Source organism: Bradyrhizobium sp. FW305-F6 (assembly GCF_058782905.1).
The window spans coordinates 2,231,821-2,244,314 of record NZ_JBYSYD010000001.1 but is presented as its reverse complement, the minus strand read 5'-3'; the positions used below and the strand labels follow the sequence as shown (position 1 = coordinate 2,244,314).

General features: G+C 65.1%; 13 protein-coding genes. 5 read left to right on the top strand and 8 right to left on the bottom strand.

Features of this window, described 5'->3' with window-relative positions; all coding sequences use genetic code 11:
• Positions 1-61: 61 nt before the first annotated feature.
• On the top strand, positions 62-616 hold the full coding sequence (locus AC3WLX_RS10785; protein ID WP_492335816.1) for a hypothetical protein: 555 nt from the start codon (positions 62-64) through the stop codon (positions 614-616).
• 119 nt (positions 617-735) lie between these two features.
• On the opposite strand, the gene AC3WLX_RS10780 is transcribed toward AC3WLX_RS10785, so the two are convergent.
• The gene (locus AC3WLX_RS10780) at positions 736-1,620 is read right to left on the bottom strand and encodes a metallophosphoesterase family protein (RefSeq protein ID WP_492335950.1); all 885 of its coding nucleotides are present in this window, start codon (positions 1,618-1,620) and stop codon (positions 736-738) included.
• 107 nt (positions 1,621-1,727) lie between these two features.
• Here AC3WLX_RS10780 and AC3WLX_RS10775 point away from each other — a divergent pair, with 107 nt between their 5' ends.
• The 3 genes from AC3WLX_RS10775 (at position 1,728) to AC3WLX_RS10765 (ending at position 3,810) form a co-directional block, all read left to right on the top strand.
• The gene (locus tag AC3WLX_RS10775) at positions 1,728-2,219 is read left to right on the top strand and encodes an NUDIX domain-containing protein (RefSeq protein WP_492335815.1); all 492 of its coding nucleotides are present in this window, start codon (positions 1,728-1,730) and stop codon (positions 2,217-2,219) included.
• An 83-nt stretch (positions 2,220-2,302) separates the two neighbouring features.
• Positions 2,303-3,238 carry a glycosyltransferase family 2 protein gene (locus tag AC3WLX_RS10770; protein ID WP_492335814.1) on the top strand — a complete coding sequence of 312 codons (936 nt, stop codon included), beginning with the start codon at positions 2,303-2,305 and terminating at the stop codon, positions 3,236-3,238.
• A gap of 56 nt (positions 3,239-3,294) precedes the next feature.
• Positions 3,295-3,810 (top strand): GNAT family N-acetyltransferase, encoded by a 516-nt coding sequence (locus tag AC3WLX_RS10765; RefSeq protein WP_492335813.1) that lies wholly within the window; start codon positions 3,295-3,297, stop codon positions 3,808-3,810.
• A gap of 32 nt (positions 3,811-3,842) precedes the next feature.
• Here the strand turns inward: AC3WLX_RS10765 and AC3WLX_RS10760 are convergent, their stop codons facing one another.
• Genes AC3WLX_RS10760 through AC3WLX_RS10750 form a run of 3 tightly spaced genes read right to left on the bottom strand, consistent with a single transcriptional unit; the run spans position 3,843 to position 5,872 of the window.
• The gene (locus tag AC3WLX_RS10760) at positions 3,843-4,952 is read right to left on the bottom strand and encodes a helix-turn-helix transcriptional regulator (protein WP_492335812.1); all 1,110 of its coding nucleotides are present in this window, start codon (positions 4,950-4,952) and stop codon (positions 3,843-3,845) included.
• 33 nt (positions 4,953-4,985) lie between these two features.
• Positions 4,986-5,165 carry a hypothetical protein gene (locus tag AC3WLX_RS10755; RefSeq protein WP_492335811.1) on the bottom strand — a complete coding sequence of 60 codons (180 nt, stop codon included), beginning with the start codon at positions 5,163-5,165 and terminating at the stop codon, positions 4,986-4,988.
• A gap of 14 nt (positions 5,166-5,179) precedes the next feature.
• Entirely contained in the window at positions 5,180-5,872 is a 693-nt protein-coding gene (locus AC3WLX_RS10750; RefSeq protein ID WP_492335949.1) for a sulfite exporter TauE/SafE family protein, read from the bottom strand.
• Here AC3WLX_RS10750 and AC3WLX_RS10745 point away from each other — a divergent pair.
• Positions 5,778-6,065 (top strand): hypothetical protein, encoded by a 288-nt coding sequence (locus AC3WLX_RS10745; protein ID WP_492335953.1) that lies wholly within the window; start codon positions 5,778-5,780, stop codon positions 6,063-6,065. The two genes, AC3WLX_RS10750 and AC3WLX_RS10745, sit on opposite strands and share 95 nt — an antisense overlap.
• 441 nt (positions 6,066-6,506) lie before the next feature.
• Here the strand turns inward: AC3WLX_RS10745 and AC3WLX_RS10740 are convergent, their stop codons facing one another.
• The 4 genes from AC3WLX_RS10740 to AC3WLX_RS10725 form a co-directional block, all read right to left on the bottom strand.
• Positions 6,507-8,882 carry a TonB-dependent receptor gene (locus tag AC3WLX_RS10740; protein ID WP_492335810.1) on the bottom strand — a complete coding sequence of 792 codons (2,376 nt, stop codon included), beginning with the start codon at positions 8,880-8,882 and terminating at the stop codon, positions 6,507-6,509.
• A gap of 145 nt (positions 8,883-9,027) precedes the next feature.
• Positions 9,028-9,435 carry a DUF2946 family protein gene (locus tag AC3WLX_RS10735; RefSeq protein WP_492335809.1) on the bottom strand — a complete coding sequence of 136 codons (408 nt, stop codon included), beginning with the start codon at positions 9,433-9,435 and terminating at the stop codon, positions 9,028-9,030.
• Positions 9,436-9,585: 150 nt separating this feature from the next.
• Positions 9,586-10,056 carry a globin family protein gene (locus tag AC3WLX_RS10730; protein WP_492335808.1) on the bottom strand — a complete coding sequence of 157 codons (471 nt, stop codon included), beginning with the start codon at positions 10,054-10,056 and terminating at the stop codon, positions 9,586-9,588.
• A gap of 248 nt (positions 10,057-10,304) precedes the next feature.
• On the bottom strand, positions 10,305-12,368 hold the full coding sequence (locus AC3WLX_RS10725; RefSeq protein ID WP_492335807.1) for a hypothetical protein: 2,064 nt from the start codon (positions 12,366-12,368) through the stop codon (positions 10,305-10,307).
• Positions 12,369-12,494 lie beyond the last annotated feature (126 nt).

Sequence of the window (12,494 nt, the reverse complement as noted above, 5' to 3'; positions counted from 1 at the left end):
GGGCCTTTGCGGAGGGTGTGGTTGCTGATAGGTTAATGTCGGAAAGAGGACGAGGCCGACAATGTCAGAGCCCGAGACCAGCGGGACCCCGCCCGGCCAGCCGCGCCCGGTAAGGCTGCGCGATGCGCTGCTGCGCGCGCGGATCGAGGCCGCCGATCGGACCGGCGTCGTGGTCGATCTCAGGGACGCCGAGGTGGCGCGGCTCGAGATCCTCAACGACGCGCTCGATCCCCTGTTCGCGCAGGTCCCCGACCAGATCGACCTGTTCGACCGCGGCGTCAGCCAGGGCGATACGCCGCGGCTGTGGATCGACGTCGTCGCCCATATCGTGATGGGGCGCGACAAGCGGATGTACCGCTTCGTCCAGGACACCCGCTTCGGCCGCATCGTGCTCGCCGAATCGCACGACACCGCCGTGATCGTCGAGGCCGTCACCGACTATGTCGCGCGCCGCATGGTCGAGCGCGAGCGGGCCATGGTGGTCGCCCCGGAGCCGCAAGCACCGGCCATTGCGCCGCCGCGCCGCTCGCGCGTCTGGCCGTTCGTGTTCGGCTTCATCCTCGGTGCGGCCGCCTTGTTCGGGGTCGCCGTATTGGCGGTGCTGCGGAACTGGTGAGGTATCCTCCGCCGTCAATCCGTGGCGCGCGAAGCGCGAACCCGGAATCCATTCATCAGTATGTTCTGCCGCCCGATGGAGTCCGGGCTCATGCTCCGCATGCCCCGGAATGACAGCCTCTAGATCAACCGCACATGCTTGATCTGCCCGACCTGAAATCCCGCCCCGAGGCTCCGTACCGTCTGCTCGCAGCGCCAGCCGGCATTGTCCTTCTCGATTCTGAAGAGATTGTACGCCGCCGCCGGATAATGCCCGTGTGCGAGCGCGGAAGCCGAGGGCACGCCGAGCACGGGAATATTGCCGTTGGGGCCTTCGACCCAGATCGTCGAATGAACGTGATCGTGCCCGTGCAGGACCAGCTCGACACCGTGCCGCTTCAGCAGCGCCAGCAATTCCGGCGCGTCCGTCATCCGCTTCTGGCGCGCGCTGGATTTCAGCGGATGATGCACCAGCAGCACCCGGAAGACGTCTTCATGTGCGAGCCGTTCGAGCACCTCGGCGAGCGCTGTGAGCTGATCGCGCCCGAGCGTGCCCGTCGCCATCAGCGGCAGGGTCGGCACCGCCGTGGACAGGCTGATCAGCGCCAGGGGTCCGCGACGGCGCACCGCGGGAAAGGCCGCAGCACCCGGCGCATCCGCGGCGATATAGGGCAGGAAGGTCTCGCCGAAGCGATGACGCGTCGCGCGGACATAGGCGTCGTGATTGCCGGGAATCGCGGTCACGCGGTCGGGCGGGCCGACGCTTTCGAGCCAGGCCAGGGCCGGCGCGAATTCCGCCTCCAGCGCCAGATTGACGAGATCGCCCGTCACGGCGACGTGGTCGGGCGCCTGCGCCTTCATGTCGGCGACGAGGGCGTCGAGAACTTCCCGGCGCTGATATTTATGGCGGTTGCGCGTCCAGTTGAGGTAGCCGAATGCGCGCTTGCCCGCGAGCTCGATCAGCCGCGGCTTCGGCAAGGGCGCCAGATGCGGATCGGACAGATGGGCGAGCGTGAAGGGGGCCAGCGGAGAGGAAGTCATGGCGCGCGATTGCCTCGCTATTGCTCCACTGTATTGGCAAGGTCGCACAGAACGCGCAAGCTGGGCCTGTCGCGAGGCGCCGGGGGAGGCTGATGGGAGAACGTCTGAACCGGGTGCGACGGAGAGCCGAGCCGCTGTTCCGCCAAATCTCCCACGCCTATTTCCTGCTCGCCCGCGGCATGACGCTCGGCGTCCGCGCCGTGGTGCTGGATGCCGAGAACCGGGTGTTCCTGGTCAGGCATAGCTATGTCAGCGGCTGGTACCTGCCTGGCGGCGGCGTCGATTTCGGCGAGACCATGGAAGAGGCGCTGCGGCGCGAGCTCAAGGAGGAGGGCGAGATCGACGTCACCGGTGATGCGATCCTGCACGGCATCTTCCTCAACAGCCACGTCTCCCGCCGCGACCACGTCGCGGTCTACGTGGTCAGGCAGTTCAGCCAGCGCCGCGTCCCCGAGCCCAACCGCGAGATCGTCGAATGCGGGTTCTTCGACAACGCCGCGTTGCCCGAGGGCACCACGCCGGGCACGCGGCTGCGCATCGCCGAAGTGCTGGACGGCATGCCGTTGATTGCGACGTGGCGCTGAGCGCGGCCTGTGCTAGTCAATGCAGCGAAACCGAGGGCTGCAACGCACCTCTCTGCACGGAAGGATCCCGGAGTGCCGTCGCGATGACTTCAACGCAACTTCGCATCGCGGTGCTGGTGCCCTGTTACAACGAGGAGGCGGCGGTTGCGACCGTCGTTGCCGACTTCCGCAAGGCACTGCCCTCGGCGGAGATCTACGTCTACGACAACAATTCGCGCGACCGGACCGCAGCGGTCGCGCGCGAGGCCGGCGCGATCGTGCGCAGCGAGCGGCGGCAGGGCAAGGGCCACGTCGTCCGCCGCATGTTCGCGGACGTCGAGGCCGACGTCTATGTGCTGGTCGACGGCGATGCCACCTATGATGCGCCGAGCGCGCCGCGCATGATCGACAGGCTGCTCGACGACCATCTCGACATGGTGGTCGGCCTTCGCGTCGATCAGGTCCAGGCCGCCTACCGGCTCGGCCACCGCACCGGCAACCGCATGCTGACCGGCTTCCTGTCCTCGACCTTCGGTCACACTTTCAAGGACATCCTGTCCGGCTACCGGGTGTTCTCGCGCCGCTTCGTCAAGTCCTTCCCCGTCCTCTCCGACGGCTTCGAGATCGAGACCGAGCTCGCGGTCTATGCGCTGGAATTGTCGCTGCCGGTCGCGGAGGTCGAGACACCCTATTACGCGCGCCCCGAAGGCTCGTTCTCCAAGCTCAACACCTGGCGCGACGGCTTTCACATCCTCGGCACCATGCTGAAACTCTACCGATCGGAGCGGCCGCTGCGCTTCTTCACGGGGATCGGGATCCTGATCGCGCTGGCTTCGATCATCCTCGCGATCCCGATCGTGATCACTTTCATCGAAACCGGCCTCGTGCCGCGCCTGCCCACCGCCGTGCTGTCGATGGGCCTGATGATCATGGCCCTGCTGTCGGTGTCCTCGGGGCTCGTGCTCGACACCGTGACGCGCGGACGGCGCGAGATGAAGCTGCTGGCCTATTTGTCCCAGCCGGCGCCGAAAAGGAACTGAGCGCCCTCGCTGCCCGATGGACCGCGGTGCGTTCAGGTGCTATCCCGCGAATCGACATGAACGATCTCTCACTGACCATCCTGCCCGAAGCTGCCGGCGACGCCCAGGCGATCGAGCGGCTTCACGAACGTACCTTCGGTCCCGGCCGCTTCGTGCTGAGCGCCTACCGGATTCGCGAGCATGTCGACCATCTGCTCGAACTCTCCTTCACGGCCCGCATCGGTACGCTGCTGGTCGGCTCCGTCAGGCAATTGCCGATCCTGATCGGCGACACGCCGGCGCTGCTGCTCGGGCCGCTCACGGTCGAGCCGCCGTTCCGCGACCGCGGCATCGGCCGCCGGTTGATGGAGCGCGCGCTGAAGGACGCGAGGGAAAAAGGCCACCGCCTCGTGCTGCTGGTCGGCGACGAGCCCTATTACGGCCGCGTCGGCTTCAAGCAGGTTCCTAAGGGCCGCATCGCCATGCCTGGCCCGGTCGACGCCGCCCGCGTCCTGGTGTTCGAGCTCGCCGACGGCGCCTTCGAGGGCGTGTCGGGTACAGTCGGCCCCGACTGGAGCAAGGCGCGGGGGTAGCTGCTGCCGCAGCTCGCTCCGCTCGATCCCGGCTACGAGGTTTCTCCAGGGGATCTGACGACACCGATCGTCGCGAGAAGGGCGGCAAGCTCAGCCTGACCTCTCGTGTCGGTTTTGGCAAAGACTCGCCTGAGATGCGTCTTGACCGTATTGGCGGACAGCCCCAGCATGATTGCTGCTTCGGATGTCGTCCCGCCGGAGGACGCTGCAACTGCCACGCGTGCTTCCGCCCTGGTCAGGCCATATGCGTCCGTCAATTGCTGCGAGCTCGCCGTTCCTCTTTGCGAGGGATCGATCACGAAGGCGGCGCAGGCCGCGTCGCGGATAAAGGCACCCAGCATCCGGGCTTCTTGGCCGCGCAGTCCGACGACGACAATGGTCAGAAGCCGCGTCCCCTCCACCGCGGGAACACTCATCGTTCCGCCGGCTCCGCCGGCCAATGTCGACCTGACCAGGTTCGCGAGGCGTCTTGAATGCGGGGCTGACCAGGTCGCCATCGAAGGCCTGAGCTTGAGCGTCCCTTCCGCTTCAAGCGCACAGGCGGTCTGGTTTGCAAAGACGACATGTGCCCTGGGACCCATGACGACGACGCCGTCCGCCAGCTGATCGATCACGTCGAACGCGGCTCTCCTCAGTGCTTGATACCCGGTCAGGCGAAATCCCAATGTGACGGATCTCCGCAGATGAGGAGCCAGCATTTCGATGTGCTTGCGGTTGGCTGCGTCGAATTCTCCGCGGCGCCTGCTGCGACACATGTTAAAGGCCACACGGAAATCGTCCTTCGCTGCCAGCGCAATCATCGCGTTGTGTCCGAGGCCTTGCGGCCTGAGGACCTCGTCGTAGAAGCCCGATTTTTCGAACTCGCGCAGCGGCACCACCTCGTCCGAGAGGACCACTTGCCCAACCGGCTTTTCCTCCATCGCCTCCGCCCAGACGTTGTGCATATGGCGTTCCTGGTAGGCCTGATTGCATTGCTGGTTCAGGCGGCCGGTGAAATCGAAATAGACCTGCTCGGCCGTGAGCGATTGTCCGAACAATACCCCGCCTTCGCTTCCCGTAAGATCGGCGATAGCGGTGAGAACGGCAGGCCAGAGATCTTGTTGGCCGGCGGCGTCGTAGATCAGATCGAGGATGCGTTCCATGGTTGCGATCCAGGATGCGCCAGACAGGCCCTTCTATTTCTTCGGAGATGCGGGAGGCACGTTCGTACCTGCCATTTGCACGTCGCGACTGGTTGTCAGCGCCAGCACCAGCATGACGGCCAGCAGCGATCCATAGAAGCTGACAACCGCAAGCCGCCATTTGCGCACCACGGGGCGGTCTGACTGGAGGAGGTCATGTCGGAATTTCTGCATGATAATCCCAAGCTTCAGAGGGGCCTGACGAAACTGATCCCGGCAGCCATCAGCAGCAGGCCCACGATCCGGTTGAACGTGGCGGTATCGACGCGGTTGAAGATCATCAGCCCGACATGGGCGCCGAGCACGGCGGGGGCTGCATAGAAGAGCAGGCCGAGCGGCATCGCCTCCGACGGCCGCAAGACCATCAGCAAGGACAGGGACAGGAGCTGGTTGACCAGGATGAAGGGCTGGATGATTGTGCGGGCGCGGTGCTTGTCGAAACCTTGGACATGGCACCACATCGAAACGAAAGCGGCAGGAAATGCCGCAAGGCCTCCGGTAATGCCTCCCAACGCGCCAACCATGATGCGTCCCCACAAGGGATCTTTCCCGGACCGAAGCGTCGGCTTCAGCGCCGTGAAGGCGCCGTAGGTGATCAACACAGCTCCCAGGATCGGCAGCAAGGTGGACGCCGAAGTGTTGCAGAGGAGATAAAGACCGATGGGCAACGTCAAGATGCTGCCGAAGAGGTAGGGAGCGCACCGGCGCATCTCGATCGATTCACGCAAGCGCCAGACGCAGTAGACCTGCTGGGCGATCGAAGCGACCAGGAGAATCCGGACGATCGTGATCGGCTCGCTCAAGCTGTGGAAGAGGAAGGCGCCGGCGATCGGAGAGAATGCGAATCCCGCGATGCTCGAAACCAGCGCGGATAGCAGCACGACCCAGCATGCTGCTTTCGTCGTACTGGACGAGACAGCAAGCGCGACGGCGAAGAGTCCCAGGCAGACCGTGGGAATTGCCGGAAGTGATCTGAACACGGAGAAGGCGGAAGCTGCCTTTGGATCGACAGGCGGCATGAAAACCTCCGACAGCGAGACTTTGGTGGCAATCGCGGGTATCGATCTCCAATGACCCTACTCGCGCGGCAGAAAAATGCGTGTGAACCAATTCACGACGTCGAGCCGAATATCTGGCTCGGTGTTTCCGATGCTAATGACTGCGAAGCAACGCAGCGTCACCCGACCGGGTGACAAATGGTGGAACACCCGCAATCAAATATGCATGTCAAATGCAGCGTCGCGTTGCCGAAAATTGAGCGCTTTGGCGCAAATCTGAACGTTCGACGGAATTGTGCAGTGTCGATCTACAATCAGAACGATAGTCCGTTCCCGGTCATGGTTTGGCTGCTTAGTTTGGCAGCAGAACCCATGTTCGCGCCGACGATGCGGGCGCCATGATGGCGGTGCCGCACTGCCGAGAGCCGGCCGACGGCCATCACAAGGGCCTTCGCCACGCGCACTGCTTCACGCGGGAAGGATAGCCCCTCCCGCGCAGTTCACGGCCTGATCAGCGCTAGAACCTGAAGTTCGCGAACGCCCTGACGCCGATGCCGGGCAGCAGTACCTGGTCCTTGTTGAAGGAGACGGCATTGCGGATGTTCTCGTTCAGCAGGTTGTTGCCGACGAGCCCGACATGCATCTCGCGCGCGCCGAACCAGCTTTGATCGAGCTTGGTCTTGTAGCTGACCTCGGCCCTTAGCAGGTTGTAGCCGGGCGTCGGCGTCTCCGCGATCGGTGCGATGTCGTTTTGCGCGAACGCGTGCAGCAGGTTGATCCGGGCAAACCAGTCGGCGTCGCGATAATACACACCACCGCCCAGCCGCTGGGGCGGAATGCGTGGCACGTTGGTGCCGTCGTCGAAGGTCGCGCGCACGATGTCGTATTGCCCCTCGATGCCCCAGATTCCGTTCCAGACCGGCATCACGTCGTACTGGAACTGGAATTCGCCGCCACGAAAGGTCGCGTCGCGCTGCGAATAGACCGCCTGATTCAGTTCGAGACCCGCGCCGAGCTGGCAAGCGCCGTCCTCGCACGTGTTGCCGGTCAGGCGCCGATAGATGAATCCGTTGAACTTGGTGTAGTAGCCGGTGATTTCGAAGCGAAGCGGCCCGACCGCCCGTCGCAGTCCTGCCTCGACCGACTTGGCGGTCTCGATGCCGAGATTGGGATTGCCGATGTCGAACGTGGTGGTGGCATCGTGGCCGCCGCGCGAAAACAATTCCGCCGGTTTCGGCGCACGCTCGACATATTGGCCGGTGATGCTCGCGACCAGATCCCAGGGAAGGTTGTGGATCAGGCCGATGCTGCCGCTCATCGGCGTGAAGTTGCGGTTGACCGCCGTTGCGGGGCCGATCGCGGCCGGATCGACGGCGAGGTCGAACACATCGGGGACGAAGGCCGGCGCCGTGCCGCTCAACCTTGCGCTCTCGACCCGCCCGGCGATCTGAGCCTTGGTCACTTCGTTGAACTTGAACTCGTTGAAGATGTAGCCGGCGACCTTCGTGTTCTTGTTCGGATCGAACAGTCCGTTGATCGGGCTGCCCGGATCGTCCGGACTCGGCGCGGTCAGCTTCTGGTGCGAGGCCTGAACGCCCACAGCGGTGGTCAGCGCAGCAAAGCGGACGTCGAACGGCGCAAGCTGCACCTCGACGCGGCCTTCCTGTTCCTTGTTGGTGAAGGTTTGTCTCACGCCGAGGGAGGTGAGATCGGCGGAATCGGCGAGCCCGACCTCATCGTGCTTATAGTCGGTGGCCCCAGCCCAGAACCGGATCGCATCGATCGCCGCAGCGTCCGGCCGATACTCACCTTTTGTCGTGAATTTCGTTTGCCTTCCGTCGATCCGCGTCAGGAACTCGCTGCCCTCGATACCGGGAATGTGGTAGAGCGCGTTGTGCTGCGTGATCGCCGCGCCAACATAGCCGCCATCGAAGATGTAGGATCCGCCGACGGATCCGCCGTAGCTCTGCGATGCCGAATTCGGCTGGCGTCCGTTGAACGGCAGCGTCGGATCGGTCAAGAACGGGTAGCTCGGGATGTTGTAGTCGCCGGCCTTGCGGCCAAAGGCATCGGCATGAACGGCAAAGTTGCCGCCGCCGGCGTCGAGCAGCAGGGCACCTTCGACCCCGCGATCGACGGAGGTCACTGCCGTCCGTGTTTCCGCGGTGACGCAGCCCGGGGATCCCATGTTTGCCAGCGGCGCCTTGGTCGGGAGTCCGTAAGTCGGAAAGGGCGCCGTGCAGGCCGGCAAGGCATCCGGAATTCGATTGTTGGTTGCGCTGACCACGCCGCCGATCGCGGTGGAGCCGTAGCGCAGCGTCGCCGGTCCGCGGATGACCTCGACCTGGTTGGTTGCCAGCGGGTCGATCGGCACGAAGTGATCCTCGCCGAGATCGGACGCGCCGTTGCTGCCCGTTCCGTTCTCGACAATGCCGACACGATTGGTGTCGAGGCCGCGAATGATCGGGCGGCTGGACGCGCCGGGTGCGTATTCTGAGCCGGTGATGCCGGGCTTCGAGAACAGGAGGTCGCCGAGCGTGCCGCCGCCGTTGCGCCGGATCTCCTCGTTCGGCACCACGGTGACGGTTGCGAACTGATCGGTCACGACGGGCAGCACGCCTTGCTGAGGCGCGGCAGCCACCGGGGCTGCCGGCGCTGCGTCAGCCGTTTGCTCTCCCCTGCGCACCCGCGCGGTCCGCGTGCCCCGGCCGGCGGTGCGGGACGGCACCACTGCCCGACGTACGATCGGGCTCGGAGCGGTCACGGTGACGGCGGGAAGCTCGGTCGATGATTTGTCCTGCGGCGCTTGCGCGAAGGCGGGCGTGGCGGCAGCGCCGAGCAGGAGCAGGCTTGCTCCGCCAAGGCGATGCGCGCGTCGCGATTTGAATGACATGGTCCTGATTCCAGTCAGGCGCCGTCCGGATGATGGTTTGCTGATCGGAGGCGGCCTGCCGTCGCGGCGCGACGGAATTCGACTTCAACTTGTCCCGGACATTCGCCGATGCGCGGCGAGGCTGGGCGTGATCAAGCGTTGGAAGTCAGGAGGCAGGAGGGCCGCGGGGCTGGAATGCCGTGCCCGCGGATTTCAATTGGATGAATTCGGCGTCCAGGGTGCGTTGGAGCAGCGCGATCGCCTGCGGCAGCAGCAGCACGGGGGGCGTTGCCGAAATGACGGTGCCGGCCATCGCAATGATGGCGCAGATCGCGCAACTATCCTCGCGAGAATGCTCGCGGTCGGGACTTGAGGGCGATAGCTTCTCGACGGCGGCGCCGCCGGGCGCTGCAACGTCCTTGGCGCCGCCTTCAGTGTGCTGCGCCGAGGATTGGGCGAGGGGCGCGGCCTGCGCAAACCAGTGGCTGTGCCCGAATGTCAGGGCGAATTGCACCAGCATCGCGAACAATGCGAGCCGGGCGCCGTGCCTGACCTTCGACCGGAACCACTTCATCTGAAAACGCCACCCCCACACCGGGCGTCAATCCCAGGACGCCGCGATGTTATAGTGTAACATCGCGCGGCCGGATGGCAGATGTCAACCGCCGCCGATCCGCGCAGGCGATCCAGTCATACGATGTGTCGTTCAGGCAACTAGCGCGAGTTACGTACGCCGTGGAGGGCTTGTGATCGGTGAGGATAGCGACGGCGGCGGACTGCTGTGGATTGCGATCATCCGCTGGGCAATGATGCCGTAAACCTTCCGCCAGGCCTGCTCCACCTCATCGGTCCAATGCGCGCCAAGACCGCGCGCAAAGCTCCAGATCAAGGCTTCGGCGACGACTGGGTAGTGCTCAGGTCTCACGCCATAGCGCAGGTGATTGCGGCCGAGTATGTCGGCACCCGACAACAGGCCAGTCGTCTCATCGAGGCTGCCAACCAACACCGCGAGCTTCGAGATGAAATCATGCTTGAGATTGGTCATGTCGGCCGGAAACATCGGGCGGATGTCCGGCGCAAGTTCGAACACCCGATCGTAGAACGTCGTCGTCATGTCGGTCGCGTTCGCGAACACCCTGTCGAAGGAAGACTTGACACGAACGATCTCCTCTACGGTCAACATCTCAATTGCCATTTGTAAAATCCAGCGACAGGGACTGCTGAGTGGCCACGACACTTGCCCCGTAGGCCTCAACATTCGTTCCGTATGACACCGGCGCAAAAATTCTAAAGAATTCCCCGGGTTCCGCAAGCCGGTATGACCGGCAGCGAACCGCATGAAGTTGTGCCGCGCAGCGGATCATCTCGCCCGCGCGCACGACTCATGTTCATGAGCTTGTCATCCGACGGTGGACGGATTCAGAGAGCTTTCGTCAGCAGCGTTCAGCGCCCCTCGCGTACCCACGTCGCCGCAAACGCGCCCAGCAGCAGCAGCAGGCCGATCACGCCGGCGAAGATCGGCAGCACGCCGACGCCCTTCACCACGCTGGCGTCGCGCATCCGCACGCCCATCCAGCCGTCGCCGTGGAACATGCCCACCGAGCGCACCGGCAGGATGCGCGGCAGCTCGACGCTGGAGCGGTCGGCCACGCGCACGGCGTTGCCGCCCGTGGCTTGGGCCAGCGGCCTCAAGGTGTCGACCGTGGAGGTGACTTCCGAGAATTCCTTTGGATTGGTCGGGCCGACATTGATCAGCGCCTTCAGCGTGCCGTCGGTGGCCTGCCACAGGCCGAGCTCGCTGGCTGGCAGGCTGGCGCGCCACTCGCCGGGATCGGCGGACGCCAGCGTCAGATCGTGCGATACGCCGGACGGCGAGGTCACGCTGACCGGCTGGACGCTGTCCGCCATGGTCTGGCGCACCACGACGAGGTCCTTGCCCTGCACCTGGAGGCGCAGCGCCTCCTCGTCCAGATCGGGCTGCTTCATCAGCCAGTGCGACGTCCGCCTGAGCAGATCGAGATGCGGCCCGCCGCCCTCATAGCCGCGCGCCCACAGCCAGATGTGGTCGGACAGCAAGAGCGCGACGCGGCCCTCGCCGAAGCGCGAGAGGAACAGCAGCGGCTTGCCGTCGACGCCGGTCATCACGGGCGGGTTGACCGCGTTGCGGGTATCGACGGTGCGGAAGAAGCGGCTCCAGCGCGGCGGCTCGCTGGCCGAGCCTTCCAGCCCGCGCGTGACCGGATGGCGTTTGCCGGTGTCGGACAGATGCGCATAGAACGGCTTTTCCGTCACGCCGACCGGCTCGGCCGGCAGCACCGAATCCAGTGGTGTGCGCCAGATGCTGGTGGTGGAGGCGTAGTCCGGGCCGGCCGAGACCAGCACCGCGCCGCCGCCGCGCACATAGCGCGCGATGTTGTCGAAATAGGCGATCGGCAGCACGCCCTGGCGGGCGTAGCGGTCGAAGATGATCAGCTGGAATTCGTTGATCTTCTGCTGGAACAGCTCGCGGGTCGGAAACGCGATCAGCGACAATTCGTTGATCGGCGTGCCGTCCTGCTTCTCCGGCGGACGCAGAATGGTGAAATGCACGAGATCGACGCTGGCGTCGGACTTGAGCAGATTGCGCCAGGTGCGCTCGCCCGAATGCGGCTCGCCCGAGACCAGCAGCACCCGCAGCTTGTCGCGCACGCCGTCGATGGCGACGACGGCGCGGTTGTTCACCGGCGTCAATTCGCGCTCGAGCGGCGAGGCCTCGATCTCGACGATGTTGGCCCCGGCATGCTTGATGTCGACGTCGACGCTGGCGGCCTGGCCGCTCGACAGCGTGCGCTCGTTGATGACCTCGCCGTCGCGGCGGACCGTCACCCTGGCGCGCTCGCCGGAGACGCCCTGGTCGTCGAGGCGGTAGGAGATGGTCTGGCTCTGCCCGACGATGCCGAAGCGCGGCGCGGCGGTGATGGCGATGCGGCGGTCGCGCTCGTCCTTCTGCCCGGTGATCAGTGCGTGCACCGGCGCCTGGAAGCCGAGCGCGGCGGCGCTCGCGGGAATGTCGTGGACGCGGCCGTCGGTGATCAGGAACGCGCCGGCGACGCGGTCGACCGGCACGTCCGCCAAGGCCGAGGCCAGCGCCCCGAACAATTTCGTGCCGTCGGTCTCGCCGTCGGCCTGTCCGGCCTCGACGACGCGGACTTCGAGGCCCTTGATCTTCTTCAGGCTGTCGACCAGCGCTTCCTGCGCTTGTGCGGCCTCGCGGTTGCGGTTGCCGAAGTTCTGGCTCGGGCTCTTGTCGACGACGACGGCCGCGACCGAGGTGAGGGGATCGCGGTCCTCGCGCGTGAAGGAAGGATTGGCGAGCGCCAGCAGGAACAGCGCGAGCGCGGCCACGCGCACCGCGGCACCGCGTGCGCGCGCCATCAGCAGCACAATGGCGATGACGACGATCGCGGTCAGCGCGAGCCACAGCACGAGCGCGGGAACGAGCGGCGTGAATGCGATGCCGTAGTTCATGAGATGGACCCATCAATGTCATTCCGGGGCGATGCGAAGCATCGACCCCGGAAACTCGAGATTCCGGGTTCGGCTCTTCGAGCCGCCCCGGAATGACGGAGTGTGTGGATCGACCGCGTCATCCGC